23 protein-coding genes are annotated in these 23,003 nt (G+C 72.0%); 13 read left to right on the forward strand and 10 right to left on the reverse strand.

Features of this window, described 5'->3' with window-relative positions; translation table 11 throughout:
• Positions 1-63 precede the first annotated feature (63 nt).
• Complete coding sequence (locus ACIA8F_RS33290) at positions 64-678, reverse strand: DUF2017 domain-containing protein (RefSeq protein WP_399384457.1); 615 nt, start codon at positions 676-678, stop codon at positions 64-66.
• A complete protein-coding gene (gene clpS, locus ACIA8F_RS33295) occupies positions 678-992 on the reverse strand; it encodes an ATP-dependent Clp protease adapter ClpS (RefSeq protein ID WP_399384459.1) in 315 nt (104 codons plus the stop codon). Before clpS ends, ACIA8F_RS33290 begins: the two co-directional genes overlap by 1 nt.
• An 81-nt stretch (positions 993-1,073) precedes the next feature.
• Here clpS and ACIA8F_RS33300 point away from each other — a divergent pair, with 81 nt between their 5' ends.
• Both ACIA8F_RS33300 and ACIA8F_RS33305 read left to right on the forward strand, forming a co-directional pair.
• The gene (locus ACIA8F_RS33300; protein WP_399384461.1) at positions 1,074-2,402 is read left to right on the forward strand and encodes a nicotinate phosphoribosyltransferase; all 1,329 of its coding nucleotides are present in this window, start codon (positions 1,074-1,076) and stop codon (positions 2,400-2,402) included.
• Positions 2,403-2,667: 265 nt separating this feature from the next.
• Positions 2,668-3,267, forward strand: coding sequence for an isochorismatase family protein (locus tag ACIA8F_RS33305; RefSeq protein ID WP_399384462.1), 600 nt, complete (start codon positions 2,668-2,670; stop codon positions 3,265-3,267).
• A gap of 68 nt (positions 3,268-3,335) precedes the next feature.
• On the opposite strand, the gene ACIA8F_RS33310 is transcribed toward ACIA8F_RS33305, so the two are convergent.
• Together ACIA8F_RS33310 and ACIA8F_RS33315 are read right to left on the reverse strand one after the other, a co-directional pair.
• Positions 3,336-3,698, reverse strand: a complete 363-nt coding sequence (locus ACIA8F_RS33310; RefSeq protein ID WP_399384463.1) for a hypothetical protein — start codon at positions 3,696-3,698, stop codon at positions 3,336-3,338.
• Positions 3,699-3,809: 111 nt separating this feature from the next.
• A complete protein-coding gene (locus ACIA8F_RS33315) occupies positions 3,810-6,215 on the reverse strand; it encodes an immune inhibitor A domain-containing protein (RefSeq protein WP_399384465.1) in 2,406 nt (801 codons plus the stop codon).
• A gap of 416 nt (positions 6,216-6,631) precedes the next feature.
• On the opposite strand from ACIA8F_RS33315, the gene ACIA8F_RS33320 reads away from it, so the two are divergent.
• On the forward strand, positions 6,632-6,931 hold the full coding sequence (locus tag ACIA8F_RS33320; protein ID WP_399384466.1) for a hypothetical protein: 300 nt from the start codon (positions 6,632-6,634) through the stop codon (positions 6,929-6,931).
• A gap of 98 nt (positions 6,932-7,029) precedes the next feature.
• On the opposite strand, the gene ACIA8F_RS33325 is transcribed toward ACIA8F_RS33320, so the two are convergent.
• Entirely contained in the window at positions 7,030-7,800 is a 771-nt protein-coding gene (locus ACIA8F_RS33325) for an RDD family protein (protein ID WP_399384467.1), read from the reverse strand.
• 120 nt (positions 7,801-7,920) lie between these two features.
• Positions 7,921-9,453: an RDD family protein gene (locus tag ACIA8F_RS33330; protein ID WP_399384469.1), complete on the reverse strand. Its 1,533-nt coding sequence runs from the start codon at positions 9,451-9,453 to the stop codon at positions 7,921-7,923.
• A gap of 297 nt (positions 9,454-9,750) precedes the next feature.
• On the opposite strand from ACIA8F_RS33330, the gene ACIA8F_RS33335 reads away from it, so the two are divergent.
• Positions 9,751-10,230: an SsgA family sporulation/cell division regulator gene (locus ACIA8F_RS33335; protein WP_399384470.1), complete on the forward strand. Its 480-nt coding sequence runs from the start codon at positions 9,751-9,753 to the stop codon at positions 10,228-10,230.
• A 1-nt stretch (position 10,231) separates the two neighbouring features.
• Here the strand turns inward: ACIA8F_RS33335 and ACIA8F_RS33340 are convergent, their stop codons facing one another.
• Complete coding sequence (locus tag ACIA8F_RS33340; RefSeq protein ID WP_399384472.1) at positions 10,232-11,686, reverse strand: FAD-binding oxidoreductase; 1,455 nt, start codon at positions 11,684-11,686, stop codon at positions 10,232-10,234.
• A gap of 156 nt (positions 11,687-11,842) precedes the next feature.
• Here ACIA8F_RS33340 and ACIA8F_RS33345 point away from each other — a divergent pair, with 156 nt between their 5' ends.
• Complete coding sequence (locus tag ACIA8F_RS33345; protein ID WP_399384474.1) at positions 11,843-13,276, forward strand: tetratricopeptide repeat protein; 1,434 nt, start codon at positions 11,843-11,845, stop codon at positions 13,274-13,276.
• A 178-nt stretch (positions 13,277-13,454) separates the two neighbouring features.
• Here ACIA8F_RS33345 and hppD read toward each other — a convergent pair whose 3' ends face one another.
• On the reverse strand, positions 13,455-14,606 hold the full coding sequence (gene hppD, locus ACIA8F_RS33350) for a 4-hydroxyphenylpyruvate dioxygenase (RefSeq protein ID WP_399384476.1): 1,152 nt from the start codon (positions 14,604-14,606) through the stop codon (positions 13,455-13,457).
• A 133-nt stretch (positions 14,607-14,739) separates the two neighbouring features.
• Between hppD and ACIA8F_RS33355 the strand changes: the two genes are divergently transcribed.
• The 8 genes from ACIA8F_RS33355 to ACIA8F_RS33390 all read left to right on the forward strand — a co-directional run bounded on the left by ACIA8F_RS33355 (position 14,740) and on the right by ACIA8F_RS33390 (position 21,355).
• A complete protein-coding gene (locus ACIA8F_RS33355) occupies positions 14,740-15,210 on the forward strand; it encodes an Lrp/AsnC family transcriptional regulator (protein WP_112448141.1) in 471 nt (156 codons plus the stop codon).
• A 45-nt stretch (positions 15,211-15,255) separates the two neighbouring features.
• Positions 15,256-15,903, forward strand: a complete 648-nt coding sequence (locus tag ACIA8F_RS33360; protein WP_399384477.1) for an ABC transporter permease — start codon at positions 15,256-15,258, stop codon at positions 15,901-15,903.
• A gap of 103 nt (positions 15,904-16,006) precedes the next feature.
• The gene (locus ACIA8F_RS33365; RefSeq protein ID WP_383951822.1) at positions 16,007-17,218 is read left to right on the forward strand and encodes a betaine/proline/choline family ABC transporter ATP-binding protein; all 1,212 of its coding nucleotides are present in this window, start codon (positions 16,007-16,009) and stop codon (positions 17,216-17,218) included.
• Entirely contained in the window at positions 17,215-18,081 is an 867-nt protein-coding gene (locus ACIA8F_RS33370) for an ABC transporter permease (protein ID WP_399384479.1), read from the forward strand. Before ACIA8F_RS33365 ends, ACIA8F_RS33370 begins: the two co-directional genes overlap by 4 nt.
• Entirely contained in the window at positions 18,082-19,074 is a 993-nt protein-coding gene (locus ACIA8F_RS33375) for a glycine betaine ABC transporter substrate-binding protein (RefSeq protein ID WP_399384480.1), read from the forward strand. It abuts the gene before it with no gap.
• Positions 19,075-19,157: 83 nt separating this feature from the next.
• A complete protein-coding gene (locus ACIA8F_RS33380; RefSeq protein ID WP_399384482.1) occupies positions 19,158-19,781 on the forward strand; it encodes an ArsR/SmtB family transcription factor in 624 nt (207 codons plus the stop codon).
• 36 nt (positions 19,782-19,817) lie between these two features.
• Positions 19,818-20,063, forward strand: a complete 246-nt coding sequence (locus tag ACIA8F_RS33385) for a hypothetical protein (protein ID WP_399384485.1) — start codon at positions 19,818-19,820, stop codon at positions 20,061-20,063.
• Positions 20,060-21,355: an MFS transporter gene (locus ACIA8F_RS33390; RefSeq protein WP_399384487.1), complete on the forward strand. Its 1,296-nt coding sequence runs from the start codon at positions 20,060-20,062 to the stop codon at positions 21,353-21,355. The genes ACIA8F_RS33385 and ACIA8F_RS33390 overlap by 4 nt, the downstream gene beginning before the upstream one ends.
• Here ACIA8F_RS33390 and ACIA8F_RS33395 read toward each other — a convergent pair.
• Positions 21,285-22,082, reverse strand: a complete 798-nt coding sequence (locus ACIA8F_RS33395) for a S16 family serine protease (RefSeq protein WP_399384489.1) — start codon at positions 22,080-22,082, stop codon at positions 21,285-21,287. The genes ACIA8F_RS33390 and ACIA8F_RS33395 overlap by 71 nt on opposite strands.
• Before the next feature lie 86 nt (positions 22,083-22,168).
• Positions 22,169-22,810: an IclR family transcriptional regulator gene (locus ACIA8F_RS33400; protein ID WP_054222485.1), complete on the reverse strand. Its 642-nt coding sequence runs from the start codon at positions 22,808-22,810 to the stop codon at positions 22,169-22,171.
• Positions 22,811-23,003 lie beyond the last annotated feature (193 nt).

Here is a 23,003-nt window from a genome sequence, read left to right on the forward strand (position 1 = left end):
TTGCGCGGAACCCCCGCCGGGCCGCCCGTAGGGCCACCATTCGAGCCCCCGCCGGGCCACCCCTCAGAGGGTGTCGGCCAGCGTCTCGATGAGGGTCTCCTGGAGGCCGCCGAGCCAGAGGTACGCCATCACCATCGGCTTGCGCGGATCGTCGTCCGGCAGCCGGAACAGCACGGCGCTCTCGTCGTCCTCCGTAATGTCGAGGCGGGCCGCGATGGTGAGCCGCAGGTCGTTCAGGGCGCCCAGCCAGCGCAGCCGCAGCTCCCCGCCGACCTCCAGGACGGCCGCGCCGTCGCCGGCCGCGCCGATCCCGTCCAGGCTGCGCACGACGGCCAGCGCGTCCTCCCGCTTGCGGGTGCGCAGGTCGTTCTCGGTGAAGCGGCGGAATTCGGCCGAGTGGGCCCGCAGCTCCTCCGTGTCGGCGTTCGCCGGGGTCTCCGGGCCGCCGTAGGCGTCGGGGAAGAGCCGGGCGAGGGCCGGGTCGGAGGGGGGCTCGGTCGGGCCGTCGGAGGCGGCGAAGAGCGCGGCCAGCGGGTCGGCGTCCGGCTCGGGTTCCGGTTCGCCGGGGCCGATGAGCTCCAGCAGCTGCACGGCCAGGGAGCGCAGGATCGAGATCTCGATCTCGTCCAGCGCGATGGCGGCCCCGCCGCCCTTCAGGGGCTCGAAGACGCCGCCCATCAGTTGCGGTCCTGGGACATCGTCGCCCAGAGGCCGTAGCCGTGCATGGCCTGCACGTCCCGTTCCATCTCCTCGCGGCTGCCGCTGGAGACGACCGCCCGCCCCTTGTGGTGGACGTCCATCATCAGCTTGTTCGCCTTGTCCTTGGAATAGCCGAAGTACGCCTGGAACACGTACGTCACGTAGCTCATGAGGTTGACCGGGTCGTTGTGCACCAGGGTCACCCACGGGACGTCGGGTTCGGGGACCGCGAAGGTCTCTTCGGCCGATTCGGTGCGTTCGATCTCTACAGGAGCAACACTCACTCGTCCCATGCTGCCACTGACGGGGGCCCGTCGCACAAACGGGCCCCTACATCTCGTCACTTTGACGAGATGTGCGCTAGCATCCGTTGCATGAACCCTGCGGACCTGGGCCTGCCGGTGGACGTGCCGTCGACAGCGCTCTTCACGGACCATTACGAGCTCACGATGCTGCAGGCCGCGCTGGCCAACGGCACGGCCGACCGCCGCTCGGTCTTCGAGGTGTTCACCCGGCGGCTCCCCGAGGGGCGCCGCTACGGGGTGATCGCGGGGACCGGCCGGGTGCTCGACGCGGTGGAGAACTTCCGCTTCGACGGCGCCGTACTGGAGTTCCTGCGCGAGCGGGCCGTCGTCGACGCCCGCACCCTCGACTGGCTCGCCTCCTACCGCTTCTCCGGCGACATCTGGGGCTACCCGGAGGGCGAGGTCTACTTCCCCGGCTCGCCGGTCCTGCGCGTCGAGGGCAGCTTCGCCGAGTGCGTGCTGCTGGAGACCGTGATCCTGTCGATCCTCAACCACGACTCGGCGATCGCCGCGGCCGCCTCCCGGATGTCCTCGGCCGCCGGCGGCCGGCCGCTGATCGAGATGGGCGCCCGCCGCACGCACGAGCTGGCGGCCGTCGCCTCGGCGCGCGCCGCGTACGTCGGCGGTTTCACCTCGACCTCGGACCTGGCGGCCGGATTCCGGTACGGGATCCCGACGGTCGGCACCAGCGCCCACGCCTTCACCCTGCTGCACGACAGCGAGCGGGACGCCTTCACCGCCCAGGTCGCCTCGCTGGGCAGCGGCACCACGCTGCTGGTGGACACCTACGACGTGGCGGAGGCGGTCCGCACGGCCGTGGAGGTGGCCGGGACCGACCTGGGCGCCGTCCGGATCGACTCCGGGGACCTGCTGCTGGTCGCGCACCGGGTGCGCCAGCAGCTCGACGAGCTGGGGGCCACCGCGACGAAGATCGTGGTGACCTCGGACCTGGACGAGTACGCGATCGCCTCGCTGGCGGCCGCTCCGGTGGACGCGTACGGGGTCGGCACCCAGCTGGTGACGGGCAGCGGGCACCCGACGTGCTCGATGGTCTACAAGCTGGTGGCGCGGGCCGCCTCGGCGGACCTGAAGGCCCCGCTCGTCTCGGTGGCGAAGAAGTCCTCGGGCGGCAAGACCTCCGTCGGGGGGCGCAAGTGGGCGGCCCGCCGGGTGGACTCCGAGGGGGTCGCCGAGGCGGAGGTCCTCGGGACCGGGCCGGTGCCGGCCGCGCTGGCCGACACGCAGCTCCTGGTGCAGCTCGTCAAGGCGGGCGAGGTCGTGGCCCGCGAGTCCCTGGAGACGGCCCGCGACCGCCACCGCGAGGCCCTGTCGGGGCTGCCGCTGTCCGCGACGCAGCTCTCGCGCGGCGAGGCGGTCATCCCGACCGAGTACGCGTAGCGCCGGGGCGGGGCCGGGCCAGGCCGGGCCGGGCCGCAAGCCCGGCGCAGCCGGGGCCCCCGGGCTCCGCCCCGGACCCCGCGCCGCACACGCCGGCGAGGCTGGATGCGGCTGAGGCCCGGCCTGCACATGCGCGCCTCGCGGGTCTGGGGCGGAGCCCCAGTTTCGGGAAGGGGCGGGGTGGGGGAAAGGCCCCGCAGGGCCCCGCGCCGTCTCGCCAGGACCACTCCGCCCCACAAGAACACCCAACCGAAGGGCACCGGACATGCACCGCGCACTGATCGTCGTCGACGTACAGAACGACTTCTGCGAGGGCGGCAGCCTCGCGGTCACCGGCGGAGCCGATGTCGCCGCCGCCATCACCGAGCTCATCGGCCAGGCCACCGCCGGCTACCGGCACGTCGTCGCCACCCGCGACCACCACGTCGACCCCGGGTCCCACTTCGCTCACCCGCCGGCCCAGCCGGACTACGAGACCTCCTGGCCGGTGCACTGCGTCGCCGGGACCGAGGGTGTGGGCTTCCACCCGAACTTCGCGCCCGCGGTCGCCTCCGGGGCCGTGGCGGCCGTCTTCGACAAGGGGGCGTACGAGGCCGCGTACAGCGGTTTCGAGGGTGCGGACGAGAACGGCCTCGGGCTCGCGCAGTGGCTGCGCGACCGGCAGGTCACCGAGGTCGACGTGGTGGGCATCGCCACGGACCACTGCGTCAGGGCCACCGCCCTGGACGCGGCCCGCGCGGGGTTCCGTACGCAGGTGCTGCTGGACCTGACGGCCGGGGTGGCCCCGCACACCACGGCCCGTGCGCTGGCCGAGCTCCGGGACGCCGGTGTGGAGCTGAGCGGGACCCCCGTGGTGGCCGGCTGACGCCGGACCCCGGGGGCCGTGACGGGGCCCGCAGGGCGCCGGCAGGGGCGCCCCCGGGGAGGGTGGGCTCAGCTCCGCCCGGTCACCCCCAGCAGGGCCCTGATCGGGTGCCACAGCTCCGCCGCCCGGTCGGGCGCGGAGCGCCACAGCAGGCCGTCGGGGTGGTGCAGGACGGCGGTGATCTCGTCCGGGGTGGGCGGCTCGGCGTTTCCGCGCAGGTAGACGGCGCGCAGTCCGAGGTTCCGCAGCCTGGTCAGGGCGCGGGCCCGGTTCACCGCGTGCACCAGCACGCGGACGTTTCCGCCTTCGATGCCGCCTGCGACATCACCTGTGATGCCGCCCTTCACGGCACCCTCCGCGGACGGTCTGGGCAGCGTGAGCGCGACGACCACGCTGCCGCCTGGCAATCGGACGAAACCTCCACCGGGCATGTCTTCATCTCCCCCGTCAATAAGAAACTCAGCCCACGCATCTAAACGCGATCGGCCGCCGCCCGCTAGGGGGCGACGGCCGATCATGTTTTGACCTGCGGTTTTACCGAATTACTTAACGGAGGGGCCGACCTCGACCGTCATGACGAGACCGTCGTAGGTCTCCTTGACGATCTTGATCTTGGTGTTGGTGTCAGTGACCTTCACCGAACCGGTCGGGTTCTCGTCGTAGTAGTACGTGCCCTTGTGGTCGTCGAAGACCAGCTGGGCCGGCTTCGGCTTCAGGAAGAGCTCCGCGCCGTTCTTGTGCAGGGTGATCGCATCCGTCTTGTACGCGCTGAAGGCGGCGTCGTACGGCTGGATCTTGTTGCGCAGCAGGGTGCCGTCCGACCACTTCATCGGCTTGGCGTTGGCGTCGATCGGAAGGATCAGACCGGAGCCGGGGTGCTGGCTGGTGTTGTTGTCCTTCTGGGAGGTGTCCCACTGCCAGATCAGGAGGCCGTCCTGGTAGGCGTAGTGCTCGACCCAGTTCGGCTTCGTGTTGGCGAAGCCGAAGTTGTACGGACCGACCTTGAGGGTCTTGTCGTACGAGACGTAGCGGCGGTTCTCGGCCAGGTAGTACTGGGCGTACTCCTTGGTGAAGCCCGAGCCGACGCGGGAGAAGCCCTTGCCGGTCCAGCCGTTGTCGCCGTTCTCGGCACCGTCGGTGAACACCGTGGCGCCGTCCGCCGTAATGGAGAGGGCGTCGCCGGTGAAGCCCTTGCCGCCCGCGCCGCCGTCCGTCTGGTAGCGGAAGCGGAGGTCGACCTTCTTGCCCGCGTAGGCGTTCAGCGAGTAGGCCAGGTTCTTCCAGCCGCCCGAGACGCCGGTGAGCGACGGGCTGTTGGAGGCGTCGACCGGGATGGCCACGCCGTCGGCGGTGCCGGCGAGCGCGGTCCAGGTGGCGCCGCCGTCGGTGGAGACCTCGGTGTACAGGAAGTCGTACTCCGCCTCGATGTCCCACCAGCCCTTGAGCGACAGGGCCGCGGAGGACTTGCCGGTCAGGTCGACCGAGCGGGTGAGGGTGTTCTTGAGGTCGTCACCCATGTTGCTCCACCACTGCGACGCGCCCTCGGCGGGAGCGACGATGTCGGTGGTGACCTTCTTCTTCGGAAGGTCGACGACGAGCGCCTGCTTGTCCTTGGTGTTGTACTCCGAGACGCCCAGCTTGTGGGTGGACTTCGTCGCGGCCGTGGCCTTGTCGTAGTTCAGCCAGCCCAGCTGGAACTTGTCCCAGGCGGTCATGTCGCCCGGGAGGTCGCCTATGGAGTCCTTGCCGTTGCCGAGCCAGGAGCCGGCCGACATCAGGGACCAGAAACCGACCGAGTTCTCGCCGCCACCGGAGGTGTCGTAGAGGTCCGGCAGGCCCAGGTCGTGGCCGTACTCGTGCGCGAAGACGCCGAGGCCGCCGTTCTCGGGCTGCATCGTGTAGTCGCCGACCCAGATGCCGGTGTTGCCGATCTGGGTGCCGCCGGCCTTGTTGTTGGCCGGGCCGCTCTTGCCGGCCTCGGTGCCGTAGGCGTACCAGCGGTGCGCCCACAGGGCGTTGGTGCCCTGCACGCCGCCGCCGGCCGACTCGTCCTCGCCCGCGTGGACGATCTGGAAGTGGTCGATGTAGCCGTCGGGCTCGTTGAAGTTGCCGTCGCCGTCGAAGTCGTAGCGGTCCCACTGGTCGTACTGGGCCAGCTGCGTCTTGATCTGGGCGTCGGTCTTCCCGGCCTTCTTCTGACCCTCGGCCCAGGCGGTCACGCCGTCCTTGACCGTGTCCCAGACGTTGGCGCAGTTGGTCTGACCGCAGTAGTTCGAGCCGTAACGGGCCTCGTTGTACGGGATCTTGACCCAGTCGGCCACCTCGCCCTCGACCGAGTAACGGCCGGAGGAGGTCTTCTCGTAGTAGGTCTTCAGCGAGTTCTTGCCGGTGCCGGTACCGAAGTACAGGTCCTGGAAGTACGCGCGGTTGAAGTCCTTGCGCCAGGCCGTGCTGTTGTTCGTCGTACGGTCGGGCTGGGCGATCTGGTTGCGCAGCGGGCCCGGGTTGCCGCCGTACTTGGGCACCGGCGGCTTGGGGCCGGGGCCGTCCGGGTCGTACGTGGTGGTGTTGTCCACCTGGTCGCCGAATTCGACGAGGATCGTGAAGATCTTGTCGGTCTTCTCGCGGCCGAGCTCGACGTACTTCTTGTCGTCGAGCTTGACGACCTTGGAGGCGCCCCGCTGCTCAACGCCCTTCTTGCCGCTCAGCACCTGCTCCAGGGCAGCCTTGCGGGCCTGCTCCTGCTGCTTGCTGTACGGGCCTTCGAGGTTGTGGTTGACCTGCTCCTTCGAAGGAGCGGTCGGGTCCTGGCGGTCCGCGGCGGACACCCTCGCACCCGGGTCTGCCGTGGCCATCGTGAAGGCGGCGCCGGTGGCCGCCGTCGCTGCCAGGGTCACGCCGATTGCGGCGGCGCGCAGCGCTCGTCGTCTGGCCGAGTTGCTGGTCACTTGATGTCGTTCCCCTCCCGCGGCCGCGAAGGTGGTGCGGAACTTCTCCGTAGGAGTGGGGGGTTCCGTGCGGCGCGCGTCTCAAGTGACGACATTTGACCGGAGAGACGCGAGAAAAGACAGACCTTGACTTGTTCCTTACAACTGCACTATGCGGTCACCGAGTTCCGCTATACGGACGTTCCCCGGCCATAGCGGATGAACAGGACTTCCCGCCCCACCGGCCGCACCCGCCTCCCGCCGCCCCCGGGCCCCGTGAGTGCTCCCCGTGCGCCCCCTGTGCTCCGCTGCCTCCCCCCGCATGAGTGAGGTCACGCTTACCGACAGTTCCCCTCGGGCATCCACCGTCGTAGAGTCACTCGACGCCAGACCAGGTCGAGCCGACTCCCCCTCCCGCTTCGAGGACGGATATCGCCATGCCGCGTCCGACTGCCGCACAGCTCGCCTACGGGTCCGCCACCGTCATCGTGTCGACGATCGCCATGCTGCTGCTCTCGCAGACGAGCACGGGACTCGGCGTCGCGGTCATCTCCGCGGCCGCCCTCGCCCTCGGGCTCCTCGTCGCGATCACCGTCCCGCTGCCCCGCCGGCGCGGGCGGCACGCGGCGACCCGCACGAGGACCGCCTCCCCCGTGCCCGACACCCTCCCGCAGGACCTCCCGGTGGGCGCCCCCGCCCCCGCACCGGCCCCGGTCGAACACCCCGTGCACCACTGACGCCGCGGGGCACCGCCGCGCACCGCCGACGCCGCGCACAGCGCGGCGCGGGCGGCCTCCCCCGTGGGGAGACCGCCCGCGCACCGGACCGGGTACCGCTAGGTGGCCCGGACCACCACGGTCTTGGCCACCTTGTCGTGCAGACCCTGCTTGTAGGGCTTGTCGACCAGCATCGAGATGACGAGCGCGATCGGCCACAGGCAGAAGCAGCAGATCAGCGTCGGCAGCCAGAGCACGGCGGCACGGGAGAGGGCGGCGTTGGACTGCGGGACGCTGCCGTCGTTGAGCATCGCGACGCGCAGGCCCATCCACTTCTTGCCGAGGGTCTGGCCGTTCTTCTTGACGAACCACCAGTCGTAGCCCACGTACGCGACGATCGAGATCAGCGTCATGACCAGACCGCTGCCGCTGTAGGACTTGGTGATGACCTCGGTGACGTCCTCGCCCTCGTTGGTCTTCACCGTGTAGCGGTTGCGGTCACCGGCGAGGAGCTGGATGACGAACAGCGGGACGGCGATGATCAGCAGGTCGATGATGCGGGCGGCGAGCCGCTTGCCGAAGTCGGCGAGCGGCGGCATCCCGGCGAGCGGGTCGGGCATGCCGTAGCCGCCACCACCGCCGTACGGGTCGCCGCCCGGGCCTGCGCCGTACGGGGGCGGCGGAGGCGGGTAGCCCCCTCCCCCGGGCGGGGGCGGCGGGGGATAGCCCCCTCCACCTCCGGGCGGGGGCGGCGGGAAGCCTCCGCCGGCGCCCGCGGGCGGTGAACCGTACGGCGAACCGCCCGACGGCGGGGGCGTCGGTTCCTGGGGCTTCTTGAGGAACGGGTCGTCCTCGGGCGGCGGGCCCGGCGGCGGCTGGTCGGTGCTCATGGCCCGAGTCGAACCCGGCCCGGAGCGGCCCGCAACGGGGACGCGTCCATCCGGGGGACGCGGGCCTCACGGAGGGCCCCCGGCGGCCCTGGTGACCCGTCGTCACCCTCCCGTCGACCCCTAGCGGGCCACGTACGTCCGTGCGGCGCGGTCGGGGAGGGTCCGGCGGCGGGGGCGGTCCGCGAGGGCCCACAGGGCCCCCGGGAGGCCCAGGAGGGCGTACACGAGCCAGCGGCGCAGTGCCGCGCCGAAGCGGGGCGGGCGCAGCGTGGCGGTGGCCAGGACCCGGACGCCGAGCAGCTTCTTGCCCGGGGTGCGGCCCCAACGGGCCGTGGGCACGGCTTCGTAGAGGATGCCGAAGAGGAGGACGGCTCCCAGGACGAGGCCCAGCGAGCCCGCGATGGTCCCGTCGAGCAGCCACACCGTGGTGGTCCGGCCGCCCGCGCGGGCGGCGTCGACCTTGGCCTGGAGGTGCGCCGTCGCCCCGGGCAGGAGCGGCAGGGCCGCCCCGGTCGCGACGGCGGCGTACACGAGGGAGTCCAGCAGCCGGGCCGTCGCGCGGCGCACGAGCCCGGCGGGGCGCACGGCCCGCTCCGCCATCCGCTCGAACACCGCGCGGCCGGTCCGCCCGGGACGTGCGGCCGGGAGCTCGGGGGCCCCGGCCCGCTCCGCACCCTCGGCCGCCGCTACGGGGGCCGCGCGCCGGGCGGGCTCCGCCGGGACGGCCCGCGCGGCCGGGCCCGGGGCGGGGCGCTCCGCGCGGCGCACGCGCTCGGCCGGCTCCGGATCCGGGCCCGGGTCCGGCGACCCCGGGGCGGGGGGCCACACGGGGGCCGGGGCCAGGTGCCGGGCCGGGGCGGACGCCGAACGGTGGGCCGGGGCCTGGGCGTGGGGCTGGGCGTGGGGCTGGGCGTGGGGCTGGGCGTGGGGCTGGGCGTGGGCGTGGGCCTGAGCCGGTGCCGACCGGTGGGCCGAGGCCTGCGCGTGGGCCTGGCCCTGCGCGTGGGGCTGGTGCGGCGCGAGGGCCGGTGTCTGCGCAGGGGTCTGGCCCAGGCCCTGCGCCCGGCCCTCCGCCTGGTGCGGCGCGGGGGCCGGTACCGGTGTGCGGGCCAGGGAGATCCCGCCGGGACGGGCGGCGGCCTCCTCCTCGTGGCCCCAGGACACCCGGTGGTCGCGCGGCCCGCCGAACCCGGACTGGTGCAGCGGATCGGCCTGCCATTCCACGGCCCCGGCCCCGGCGGCCCCGGCCTCAGCACCGGACCCGTCCCCGGACTCCGGCCCAGACTCCGCCGCGGGCTCCGGCCACGGCGCGAAGTCCGACCGCGAGACCGACTCCGACCAGGACTCCAGCTCCGGGCGCGCGGCCGGCGCCGCCACGGACCCGGCGGGCTCCGGCCAGGCCGCGGGGGCCGGTGCCGGGGCAGGGGTCGGTGCGGGGCGGGGCTGCGGCCGGCGTTCCGGCTCGCGCAGCGCCTCGCTCACCCCCGTCTGGTCGAGGAACACGGGACCCGTCTCGTCGGCAGGGGCCGCGGGGCGGCTCGTACCGGGAACCCAGTTCAGGCCGTTCCAGAACCTGACGTACCCGGGGATGGACGGATCGGGGTAGTAGCCCTCGCGGGCCGCGTGCTCGCCGTCACCAGGGGAGGCCGTCAATGTCCCCAACTCCGATCGTGGCTTGAGGCTTCTTGCAGGGGTGGACCATAGCCAAGAACCGCCCCCCGACAGGTCCGGTAACGGGAGAATCCAAGCGTTCGGGCGAACCCTGGCGAACCCCGGCGCGCGCAGCCCCGTACGGATGCTTTCGGCCAGCCGACCAATTTCGGCCAATCCTCGATGCGTTTCGCGAACTCGCGTCATACCCGGGCACTTCGGCGCTCTCTCCGGGTGTGGGCCCCGTGAAGGCCCCCGCGCACCGCCCGAACACGCACTCCGTACCGAAGTGAGGCCGCCATGCACCACCCCGTCGTCGAGCGCGAGCTGGAACTGAAGCTGGTCCTGTCCCCCGAGCGCAGCGTCCCCGTCCCCGCCCGTCTGCTGTACCTGACGGACGACCCGTACGCCGTGCACATCACCTTCCACACCGGCTCCAGCACCCCGGTGAACTGGACCTTCGCCCGCGAGCTGCTGGTCGAGGGGGTGTTCCGCCCGTGCGGCCACGGCGATGTGCGGATCTGGCCCACGAAGGTCGGCCAGCAGGCCGTCCTGTGCATGGCGCTCAGCTCCCCCGACGGCGACGCCCTGCTGGAGGCCCCCGCCGTATCGGTGTCGGCCTGGCTGGAGCGGACCCTGCGGATCGTGCCGCCCGGCACCGAGGCGGACCGGCTCGGCCTGGACGCGGCGCTGGCCGAGCTGCTCACCCCGACGCCGGCCGACGAGCTGTGGATGCGCGACCCGTGGCCGTCGGACGAGTCGGCGGACGGGGAAGTGTGACTCAGAAGAGCTTGCCCGGGTTGAGCAGCCCCTCCGGGTCGAAGGCGTGCTTGACGGCGCGCTGCATCTCCAGTCCCACCGGGCCGAGTTCGCGGGCGAGCCATTCCTTCTTCAGGACGCCGACCCCGTGCTCCCCCGTGATGGTGCCGCCCAGTTCGAGCCCCAGCGCCATGATCTCCTCGAAGGAGGCGCGGGCCCGCCGGGCCTCGTCCTCGTCGGCGGGGTCGAAGCAGACGATGGGGTGGGTGTTCCCGTCGCCGGCGTGCGCGCAGACCCCGATGAGCAGCTCGTGCGTGCGGGCGATGGCGGCGGTCCCGTCCAGCATCTCGGCGAGCCGGGTCCGCGGTACGCACACGTCGTCGATCATCGTCGCGGGCCGCAGGGCTTCCAGGGCGGGCAGCGCCATCCGGCGGGCCTGGAGGAGCAGTTCGGACTCGGCCGCGTCCTCGGCCGGTACGACGGCGCTCGCCCCCGCGGCGGTGCACAGTTCGCCCACGGCGGCCAGGTCCTCGGGTGCGTGCGGGGTGTCGAAGGCGGCGAGCAGCAGGGCCTCGGTGGTGTCGGGCAGGCCCATCTTGCCCAGCGCGTTGACGGCGCGGACGGTCGTACGGTCCATCAGCTCCAGCAGCGAGGGCGTCAGTCCGGCCTCCATGACGGCGCAGACGGCCGCGCAGGCGGCCGCGGCGGAGGGGAACTCGGCGGCGAGCGCGAGCTGGCGGGGCGGGGCCGGGCGCAGGGCGAGGACGGCCCGGACGACGACGCCGAGGCTGCCTTCGGAGCCGACGAACAGGCGGGTGAGGTCGTACCCCGCGACGCCCTTGGCGGTGCGCCGGCCGGTCTGCAGGAGCCTGCCGTCGGCGAGGACCACGTCGAGGCCCAGGACGTACTCGGCGGTGACCCCGTACTTGACGCAGCACAGACCGCCGGCGGCGGTGCCGATGTTCCCGCCGATGGTGCACTGCTCCCAGCTGGAGGGGTCCGGCGGGTAGTGCAGGCCGCGCTCGGCGACGGCGCGCGAGAGGACGGCGTTGACGACGCCCGGTTCGACGACGGCGATCCGGTCGACGGTGTCGATCTCCAGGATCCGGTCCATCTTCACGAGGGACAGCACGATGCAGCCGTCGGAGGCGTTGGCCGCGCCCGACAGGCCGGTACGGGCGCCCTGGGGGACCACGGGCACGCGGAGCGCGTGGGCGGTGCGCATCACGTGCTGCACCTGTTCGACGGTCCGGGGCAGCACCACGGCGGCCGGGGTGCCGGCCGCGCAGAAGCTGGCCATGTCGGTGGCGTAGGAGGCGGTCACCTGGGGGTCCGTCAGCAGGGCCTCGGGGGGCAGGCCTTCCAGGAGCAGTGCGTGGAGCTCGCGCGACCCACCGGCACCAGCGTCGGCGTTCTCAGCGTTCTCAGCGTTCTCGGCATTCTCAGCGTTCTCGGCGTTGTCAACATCGTCAGCCATGGGACCAGCGTGGCACCCGGGGCCATCGGTGTGAACACGCCCGCGACGCTCTTCGGACACCTCGGCGAGCTCTTCATATTGACGCACAGTGACCCCATGGACCCTATGCGCGACGCATCCGTCTCTCAGGAGAGGCAGCACCAGGCTGCCCCGCCCGTGACCTTCACCGGCCGCAAGACGCTCGTGGCGGCGGCGGCCCTGGTGGTCCTGATCGCCGGGGCCCTGCTGATCCGGCCGGCCCGCACCGGTGACGACGCGCGCCCGCCCGGGCCCAGCGAGCGGGCCCGCGCGGCGGTCGGGATGGGTGCGCCGGTGGCGGCGGTGGACCTGACGGCGCTGATCGGCGACCGGGAGAAGTGGGTCGCGGAGCACCCGCAGGACGAGGCGTCCTGGGCGGTGCTGGGCTCGGCCTACCTGGAGCAGGCCCGGCGGACGGCCGATCCCGCCTGGTACCCGAAGGCGGAGGGCGCGCTGAAGCGCTCGCTGGAGCTGCACCCGGCCGAGAAGGGCAACTTCGACGCGATGACGGGGATGGGCACGCTGGCCAACGCCCGGCGGGACTTCGGGACCGGCAAGAAGTGGGGCGAGCTCGTCCGGGCGCAGGCCCCGAAGCGGTGGACGGCGTACCCGGTGCTCGTGGACGCGTACGGCGGGCTCGGGGACTACAAGGCGGCGGAGAAGGCGATGGAGCGCCTGGTGGACCTGCGCCCGGGTCTGGCGGCCTTCATGAAGGCCTCGCAGGTGTACCGGGACCGCGGCTGGCGCGAGGACGCGGCCATGTCCATGGAGCACGCGGGAGGCGCGGCGAAGGCGCCGGCGGAGAAGGCGTACGTGCTGTTCCGGCTCGGGGAGCTGGCGTGGGAGCGGGGGGACGACGCGGAGGCGCTGAAGCAGTACGAGGCGGCGCTGCGCACCGATCCGGGCCAGGCGCAGGCGCTGGGCGGGCGGGCCCGGGTGCTGGCGGCGCTGGGCCGGGGCGGCGAGGCCGTACGGGACTACCGGCTGGCGCTGGGCCGCGCCGCGGTGCCGGCGCTGTCGCTGGAGCTGGGCGAGCTGCTGGAGTCGCTGGGTCGGGGCGAGGAGGCGAGGGCGGTGTACGGGGGGCTCCCCGCGCAGGCCGCCCGGAGCGGGGTGAACGAGGAGCTGCTGCTGGGCCGCTTCGAGGCGGACCACGGCGACCCGGCGGCGGCCGTACGGCGCCTCACGGCGGAGTGGGCCCGGCACAAGAGCCTGCCGGTGGCGGACGCGCTGGGGTGGGCGCTGCACAAGACGGGTGACGACACGGGGGCGCTGGAGTACGCGAAGAAGGCCACGGAGCAGGGACTGCGGCTCGCGGAGTACGCGTACCACCGGGCGCTGATCGAGCGCGGCCTGGGCGACACGGCCGGGGCGCGGCGGCACCTGGAGGAGGCCCTGCGGACCAACCCGCGGTTCTCGCCGGTCCGGGCCCCGCTGGCGAAGGAGGCCCTGGCGGCCATCGGCAAGCCCCCGGCGGGCGGCCCGGAGAACATGCAGCCCACCACCCCGTGGGTGGCCCCGGAACTCCCGAAGGCGGCCAAACCGTCACCGAAGCCGAAGCCGAAGCCGTAGCGGTCGGTGGGCCGGATCCAGCCCCGCCGGCGTTTGAGGCGCGGGGTCCGGGGCGGAGCCCCGGGAGCGGCGCCGCAGGGGACCGTCCCAGCCCCGCCGGCGTTTGAGGCGCGGGGAGGCCGGGGCGGAGCCCCAGGCGGCGGCGCCACGCCACTGGGGCCCCGGTCCACGCAACCCGCTAGAGGTTGCCCCGCTTCTCCTGCTCCCGCTCGATCGCCTCGAACAGGGCCTTGAAGTTGCCCTTGCCGAAGCCCATCGAGCCGTGCCGCTCGATCATCTCGAAGAAGACCGTCGGGCGGTCCTGGACCGGCTTGGTGAAGATCTGCAGCAGGTAGCCGTCCTCGTCGCGGTCGACGAGGATCTTCAGCTCGCGCAGGATCTCGACGGGGACGCGGGTCTCGCCGGCCCACTCGCCGAGGGTGTCGTAGTAGGAGTCCGGGGTGTTCAGGAACTCCACGCCGGCCGCGCGCATGGCCCGTACCGTGCGGACGATGTCGTTGGTCGCGAGCGCGATGTGCTGGACTCCGGCGCCGCCGTAGAACTCCAGGTACTCGTCGATCTGCGACTTCTTCTTCGCGATCGCCGGCTCGTTGATCGGGAACTTCACCTTCAGGGTGCCGTCCGCGACGACCTTCGACATCAGCGCCGAGTACTCGGTCGCGATGTCGTCGCCCACGAACTCCTTCATGTTCGTGAAGCCCATGACCTTGTTGTAGAAGGCCACCCACTCGTTCATCCGGCCGAGTTCGACGTTGCCCACGCAGTGGTCGATGGCCTGGAAGGTGCGCTTGGCCGGGGGCTCGACCATCGGGTCGACGGAGACGAAGCCGGGCAGGTAGGGGCCGGTGTAGTCGCCGCGCTCGACCAGGGTGTGGCGGGTCTGGCCGTAGGTGGCGATGGCCGCGAGCCGTACGGTGCCGTGCTCGTCGGTGAGCTCGTAGGGCTCGTCGAGGCCGCGGGCGCCGTGCTCGACGGCGTAGGCGTAGGCCGCCTTGACGTCGGGGACCTCGATCGCCAGGTCGACGACTCCGTCGCCGTGCTCGGCGACGTGCTCGGCGAGGAAGCGGCCTCGGTCGGTGGAGGCCTTGATGACCGAGGTCAGGACGAACCGTGCCGCGCCGTTGGTCAGGACGTAGCTGGCCGTTTCGCGCGTGCCGTTCTCCGGTCCGGAGTAGGCGACGAGCTTCATGCCGAAGGCGGTCGAGTAGTAGTGCGCGGCCTGCTTGGCGTTGCCTACGGCGAAGACGACCGCGTCCATGCCCTTGACGGGGAAGGGATCGGCCTTGGCGGCGGTGCGCGGTGCGGTGTCGAGCGGCTGGGTCTCAGTCATGACCGCAGACTCCCGCCGTTCCACAAGCTGCGCAATAGTTTCCGTTTCTGCTGTACAGACTGACCAGTACAGGACCACCATGGCTGGAATATCTGTGCACTATGACCACCGACCGACCGCCCCGGAGGCAGCCATGGGAATCGACGAACTCGACGGCCGGCTCATCGTGCTGCTCGCCCGCGAGCCCCGGATCGGGGTTCTGGAGGTCTCGCGCCGGCTGGGCGTGGCGCGCGGCACCGCGCAGGCCCGGCTGGACCGGCTTCAGTCGAACGGAGTCATCCGGGGGTTCGGTCCGCAGGTGGATCCGGCGGCCCTGGGGTACCCGGTGACGGCCTTCGCCACGCTGGAGATCAAACAGGGTCAAGGGGCGGACGTACGGGCCCACTTGGACGGGGTGCCGGAGGTGCTGGAGCTGCACACGACGACCGGTCACGGGGACATGCTGTGCCGGCTCGTGGCCCGGTCCAACGCGGATCTCCAGCGGGTGATCGACCGGGTTGTCGCGTTTGATGGCATCGTGAGGGCTTCGACCGCGATTGTCATGGAGAATCCCGTACCCTTGCGGATCATTCCCCTGGTCGAACAGGCGGCCGAGGACGACTGATCACTGACCACTGACGTGCGGCAACGACGGATGGGGTGACGTGGCGTGAGCTTCTGGTCCTACGTGTCCAACCGCCATCAGCAGCTCCTCACCGACGCCTTCCAGCACGCCAGCGCCGTCTTCCAGTGCATGGTGATCGCGACCGCCCTCGGCGTCGCCATCGGCGTCCTCACCTACCGCAGCGGCTGGGCCGGGAACCTCGCGGTCACCTCCACCTCCACGGTGCTGACCGTCCCCTCCCTCGCCATGATCGGCCTGCTGATCCCGATCGTCGGCCTCGGCGTCGCGCCGACCGTGATCGCCCTGACCCTGTACGGGCTGCTGCCCATCGTCCGCAACTCCATCGTGGGACTGCGCGGGGTGGACCCCGCCCTGGTCGACGCCGCCAAGGGCATCGGGATGTCGCGCAGCGCCCAGCTGCTGAAGGTGGAGCTGCCGCTCGCCTGGCCGCCGATCCTGACCGGCATCCGCGTCTCCACGCAGATGCTGATGGGCATCGCGGCCATCGCCGCCTACGCCTCCGGGCCGGGCCTGGGCAACGAGATCTTCCGCGGGATCGCCTCGCTCGGCAGCGCCAACGCCATCAACCAGGTCCTGGCGGGGACGCTCGGCGTCGTCATCCTCGCCCTGCTCTTCGACGCCGCGTACGTCCTGCTCGGCCGTCTCACCATCCCGAGGGGAATCCGTGTCTGAGCCGACGCCGTCGACGACCAGCCCGCAGCCGGCCGGGGGCTCCGAGCCGGCCGCCGCCGCCTCCGCGGCCGCCCCCTCCCCCGCCACCGCCTCCGGAGCCACCATCCAGCTGGAGAACCTCACCAAGCGGTACCCCGGCAACCCCAACCCCTCCGTCGACGACGTCTCCATGGAAATCAAGGCGGGCGAGCTGGTGGTCTTCGTCGGGCCCTCCGGCTGCGGGAAGTCCACCACCCTGAAGATGATCAACCGGCTGATCGAGCCCACCTCCGGCCGGATCCGCATCGGCGACGAGGACGTCACCGACATGGACCCGGTGAAGCTGCGCCGCAAGATCGGGTACGCGATCCAGTCCTCCGGGCTCTTCCCGCACATGACGGTCGCCGAGAACATCGCCCTGGTCCCCAAGATGACCGGCTGGTCCAAGTCCCGCGTGAAGGACCGGGTGGAGGAGATGCTCGACCTGGTCGGCCTGGACCCGCGCGAGTTCCACGGCCGCTATCCGCGCCAGCTCTCCGGCGGCCAGCAGCAGCGCGTGGGCGTGGCCCGGGCGCTCGCCGCCGACCCGCCCGTCCTGCTGATGGACGAGCCCTTCGGCGCCGTCGACCCCATCACCCGCGACCACCTCCAGGACGAGCTGATCCGGCTCCAGCACGAGCTGCACAAGACGATCGTCTTCGTCACCCACGACTTCGACGAGGCCATCAAGCTGGGCGACCGGATCGCCGTCCTGCGCGAGCGCTCGCACATCGCCCAGTTCGACACCCCCGAGGCGATCCTGACCAACCCCGCCGACGACTTCGTCTCCGGTTTCGTCGGCGCGGGCGCGGCCCTCAAACGGCTCAACCTCACCCGCGTACGGGACGTGGAGATCGCCGAGTTCCCGACGGTCTCCGTGGACGACCCGCTCCAGAAGATCTTCAACACCCTGCGCGCCGGCCAGGTCAACGAGCTCCTGATGCTGGACCGGCGCGGCCGCCCGTACAAGTGGCTGCGCCGCGGCGACCTGATGCGTGCCAAGGGATCCCTGGCCCGGGCCGGCCAGCTCGTGCACGACACGGTGACACGGGACGCGACCCTGCACGACGCCCTGGAGGCCGTGCTCACCGACAGCGGCGGCCGGGTGGCCGTCACCGGGCGGCGCGGCGAGTACATCGGCGTCGTGGACATGGAGACCCTGATGAACTCCGTGCACGAGATGCTGGAGGCCGACCGGCTGACCGCCGCCGAGCACGCGCACGATCTGGAGGAGCTGCGCCACCACCGCACCGAACGGGACCTGGAGGGGCTCCGGGACGGTTCGGAGGGCTCATGAGCCCGCGGAACCCGGTCTCCCCCGAACGCCCGCCCGGGGAGCACGAGCTCAAGGGGCACGTCTTCCGCGATCCGCAGGAGCCCGGGCCCGACGAGGAGGTCATGGCCTCCATCGCACCGCCCCGCCCCGGGAGCCGGCTGACCTGGGGCCGGCTGGTGACCCTGCCCGTCGTGCTGGCGCTGGTGCTGCTGGCCACGTACCTGTGGATCACCAACGCCACCCTCGACACGATCGCCGAGAACTCCCTCGCCAACGGCAACGTCCAGCTCCGGCTGTGGCAGCACGTCCAGCTCACCGCCATCTCCACCTTCTGGGTGCTGGTCATCGCCATCCCGCTCGGCATCGCCCTGACCCGCCGCGGCCTGCGCCGGGGAGCTCCGCTGGTCACCGCGATCGCCAACATCGGCCAGGCCACCCCGGCCATCGGACTGCTCGCCCTGCTCGTCATCTGGCTCGGCATCGGCCCCTCGACGGCGATCATCGGCATGGTCGCCTACGCCGTCCTGCCCGTGCTGTCCAACACCGTCGCGGGGCTGCGCGGCATCGACCCGCAGCTGGTGGAGGCCTCGCGCGGGATCGGGATGTCCTCCATGGGCACCCTGACGAAGGTGGAACTGCCGCTGGCCGTCCCGCTGATCCTGGCGGGCGTGCGGACGGCCCTCGTCCTCAACGTCGGCACCGCGACCCTGGCCACCTTCGGCGGCGGCGGGGGCCTGGGCGACCTGATCACCTCCGGGATCCAGACCCAGCGGATGCCCGTGCTGGTGCTGGGCTCGGTGCTGACGGTGGCGCTGGCGCTGTTCGTGGACTGGCTGGCCTCGCTGGCCGAGACGGTCCTGACCCCGCGCGGGCTGGAGGCGTAGATGACCAGGCTCCCCCTCTGCGTACGGACGGCCGCGGCGGCCGGCGCGGCCCTGCTGCCCCTGCTGGCGCTCGCGGGCTGCGGGCTCAAGAGCGGTTCCCCGATGGTCGACGAGGTCCTGCCGGGCTCGGTCGGCCAGGGGCAGCCGCTCAAGGGCGCCTCGCTCACGGTCACCTCGAAGAACTTCAGCGAGAACATCGTGCTCGGCCAGATGATCGGCCTGATCTTCAAGGCGGCCGGCGCGGAGGTGCTGGACCGCACCAACCTGCCCGGCTCGATCAGCGCCCGCGAGGCGATCATCCAGGGCGACGCGGACGCCATGTACGAGTACACGGGCACGGCGTGGATCACCTACCTGGGCAACGACAAGCCGATCACGGACCCGTACGCGCAGTGGGAGGCGGTGCGGAACGCGGACGTGAAGAACGGCGTGGCATGGCTGCCGCCGTCCACGCTCAACAACACCTACACGCTGGCCATCAGCAAGAAGAACAACGCCAAATACGGGCTGAAGACCCTGTCGGACGTGGCGGCGCTGTCGAAGCGCGACCCGAAGGCGGTGACCGTCTGCGTGGAGAACGAGTTCGCCTCGCGCGAGGACGGGCTGCCGGGGATGGAGAAGGCCTACGGGATGGAGATCCCGGCGGGCAACGTCAAGAAGATGGACGCCGGGATCATCTACACCCAGGTCTCCAAGTCCGATTCCTGCCTGCTGGGCGAGGCCTTCACCACGGACGGCCGGATCAAGGCCATGGACCTGGACACCCTCGTCGACGACCGGCACTTCTTCCCCAACTACAACGCGGCGCCGGAGCTGCACGCGAAGACCCTGGAGAAGTACCCGGAGATCGCGGGCCTGCTGGACCCCCTGTCGAAGCGGCTGACGACGGAGACGGCGCAGCGGCTCAACGCCCTGGTGGACGTGGAGGGGCAGGACCCGCACGAGGTGGCGAAGGACTGGCTGGTGGCGGAGGGGTTCATCAAGGAGGGGTGACCTCGGACCGGCCCCGGAAGATGCAAAGGAGTAGTTGCAAAGAAACCCTTGCATAGATTTCTTTGCAACCCTATCGTCGAGGCATGCCCGAGAAGAGCGCAGAGTCCCCGAAGCCGGAGTCCACGAAGCCGGAATCCCCGAAGCCGGAGCCCCAGCTCCGCAAGCTCGACGCCCACTCCCTGCGCGGCCTGGCTCACCCGCTGCGCATCCGGCTGCTGGGCGACCTGCGTCTGCACGGGCCGGCCACCGCCTCGCAACTCGCGGAGCGGCTCGGGGAGTCGAGCGGGGCCACCAGCTACCACCTGCGCCAGCTCGCCGCGTACGGGTTCGTCGAGGACGCCCCCGAGCACGGCAAGGGCCGCGAGCGCTGGTGGCGCCCCTCCCAGGACGGCACGATCTTCGACGAGGCGCTGATCTACGACACCGACCCCGCCACGCGCGGCGCCGCGGAGGTCTTCATGGCGGAGATCGTGAAGATCCACGAACAGGAACTGTCCGCCTGGCTGGGCGAAGCCCACACCTGGTCGGTGGAGTGGCGCCGGAGTTCCGAACTCAGCGACTTCTCGCTGCAGCTGACTCCCGCGCAGAGCCACGAGCTGATCCTCAAGCTCCACGACCTGATCAACAGCTACCGCGATCTGCCGCCCACCGAAGGTACCGAGACGGTCCGCTTCCAGACGCACGCCTTCCCGATCCACACCAAGTAGCGCCCCACCCACCCCTTTCGCAGAAGGAGCCCTGCCGTGCACCCCTTCAGCCATGCCCAGATCCACGCCGAGGTCCACACCGTCCGCACCGCCGAGGCCGCCACCTGGCGCCGTACCCGGGAGGCCGCCCCCCACCTGTGCCGGCACCCCGCCTCCGCCCTGCGCAACCGGGTCGGCGAGGCCCTGATCACCACCGGCATCCGCCTGATCCAGCCCGCGCACCTGCACGCACGCATCACCCGCACCACCCGCATCTCGCGCCCGCACCGGGGCATCGCGTGAGCCGTCGCCCCTTCACCGCCGTCCTGATCGCCAACACCATCTCGATAGCCGGGAGTTCGCTGACCCTCATCGGGGTCCCCTGGTTCGTGCTCCAGACCACGGGCAGCGCCGGCCGGGCCGGGATCGTCGCCTTCTGCGCCACCCTGCCCGTCGCGATCGCCGCGCTCGTCGGGGGCCCAGTCATCGACCGGATCGGCCGCCGCCGGGTCTCCGCCGCCTCCGACCTGATCTGCGGACTGTCCGTGGGCGCGATCCCGCTGCTGCACTACGCCGGGCTGCTGGAGTTCTGGATGCTGTGCGCGCTGATGGCCGTCGGCGGCCTCGTGCACACCCCCGGCCTGGCCTCGCGCTACGTCCTGCTCCCCCATCTCGCCGAGCACGCCGGCACCACCGTCGCCCGCGCCGCCAGCCTCTACGACGCCGTCTCGCGCGGAGCCCGCATGATCGGGGCTGTGCTGGCCGGCCTGCTGATCGCCACGATCGGCGCCGAGTCGGTCCTCCTCCTGGACGCCGCCACCTTCGGCGCCTCCGCGCTGCTGGTCACCGCCTTCGTGCGCGGGATACCGGCCGCCGAGCCGCAGCGCGCCGCCGGGAAGGTGTCGCTGGCCGGCTACCGGGCGGAACTCGCCGAGGGCTGGCGGTTCCTGACCCGCACGCGGCTGCTGCTGGGCGTCACGGTGATGGTGATGATGACCAACGGCCTCGACCAGGGCTGGTCCTCGGTCCTGCTGCCCGTGCACGGCCGCGAAGCCCTCGGCGGAGCCACCGCGCTCGGCATGCTCGTCGCCCTCTTCGGCGGGTTCGCCCTGCTGGGGGCCTTGCTCTACGGAGCCTGGGGCGAGCGGTTCCCCCGTAGGGCCGTCTTCGCCGCGGCGTTCCTGCTGTGCGGGGCCCCGCGCTACGTGGTCGCCGCCTTCACCGACACCTCGCTGCCGCTCGCGGTGACGATGGCGCTGTCCGGGCTGGGCGCGGGCGTGCTCAACCCGATCCTGACCACCGTGATGCTGGAGAAGGTGCCCGACGAGCTGCGCAGCCGGGTCTCGGGAGTGACCCAGGCGGGCTGCGAGCTGACGATGCCGCTGGGCGGGCTGGCCGCCGGGCTGCTCATCGACGGCTTCGGGGTGACGCGGGCGCTGCTGGTGTTCGGCGGGGTGTACCTCCTCGCCACGCTCTCCCCGTTGGTGTTCCCGTCCTGGCGGAGCATGGAGGCGGCCCCCCGGGTCAGCAGGACGGAACCGCTGCGCCCTTCTGCAGGGCCCGCAGCGCGTCGACCGCACCCGTCAGCGAGGTGACGGGGACCAGCCGCAGCCCCTCGGGGAGTTCGGACCTCGCGTCCGAGCACTCCGCCGCCGGTACGAGGAACACGCTCGCCCCGTCGCGCCGCGCGGCCTGAGTCTTCAGGGCCACGCCGCCGACCGCACCGACCTCTCCGTCCGCGCTGATCGTGCCCGTACCGGCGATGGTGCGGCCGCCGGTGAGATCGCCGCCGCTGCCGTTCCCGTCGAGCTTGTCGACGATGCCGAGGGAAAAGAGCAGTCCGGCGCTCGGACCGCCGACGTCGGCGAGGTTCAGCTCGACCTTCACGTCCTTCGGGTCCTTGTGGAGGTAGCCGAGCGCGGCCTGGGAGGCCGTCGTCTGCGACGTGGTCATCTCCTCCAGGTTGTGCTCCTCGATCTCCTTGTCGCTTCCGCCCGACGGGTACACCGACTCCCGGGGCATGACCGCCCGCGAGGTGTCGAACCAGTCGCCGACCAGCTCGGGGAGGGTGACGGTGGTGGAGGGGCCGGTGGCCTGGATGGTCGTCATCCGCAGCTGGCCCGTGGTCGCGCGGGTCGGGGCCCCCGTGATGCTGATGACCTGCTTGCCGTCACGGGAGCCGAGCACGTCGGCCGTGAGGCCCGGCTGCGCGATCACGAAGGGCAGCGGGGCGAAGGCCGCGACGGCGAACAGCGCGAGCACGGGCACGGCGCAGACGGCGAGGGCGGCGGGACGCGGCAGACGTGTGAGACGAGAGAGCACCGGGCCAATCTAGCGCGGGTGCCTGCGAACGGGTCGAGCCGCGCCCCCTGCGACGGGGGCGCGGCCCGGTGTGCTGCGTGCGCTGCTCAGCGCAGGGCGTCGGCCACCTCGCGGGCGGCGTCCACCACGCGCGGGCCGACCCGCTCGGGCACGGCGTCGGCCAGCATGACGACGCCCACGCTGCCCTCCAGCCCGGTAATGCCCACGAGGGGCGCCGCAGCGCCGCTGGCGCCCGCTTCGAGCTCGCCGTGGGTGAGCGTGTACCCGGGCTCGATGAGCGTGCCCTGACGGGCGGCCAGGATGGCCCGGCCGGCTGCCCCGCGGTCCAGCGGATGGCGGAAGCCGGGCCGGTAGGCCACGTGGTAGTCGGTCCAGGTCGGCTCCACGACCGCCACGGCCAGCGCCTCGGTTCCGTCCACGAGGGTCAGGTGCGCGGTGGCGCCTATGTCCTCGGCGAGGGAGCGCAGCGCGGGCAGCGCCGCCTCGCGCACGAGCGGGTGCACCTGGCGGCCCAGGCGCAGCACGCCGAGCCCGACGCGGGCGCGGCCGCCGAGGTCGCGGCGGACCAGGGCGTGCTGTTCGAGGGTGGCCAGGAGGCGGTAGACCACGGTGCGGTTCACACCGAGGCGGTTGGAGAGCTCGGTGACGGTCAGACCGTGGTCGGTGTCGGCGAGCAGTTTGAGAACTCGGAGTCCTCGGTCGAGAGTCTGGGAGGTTTCCGCGGTCACGACGCCTCTCCCTCTTTCGGTGGGCGGCGGTGACTCTCTGGGGATAGCGCCGCCGGTCCCTCGGCGACGCACGGAGAGGCCGCCGGTAGCGGCCATGGCACCGGCTGCGCTCCCGCAGCGGCGTTGCCACGGGGCGTTCGATGCGGGGACACTAGCGAGCGGGTTCGCTCAGCGGAAGGGCTCGTCCAGAATC

This window comes from Streptomyces sp. NPDC051563 (genome assembly GCF_044454225.1).
Lineage (GTDB): Bacteria > Actinomycetota > Actinomycetes > Streptomycetales > Streptomycetaceae > Streptomyces.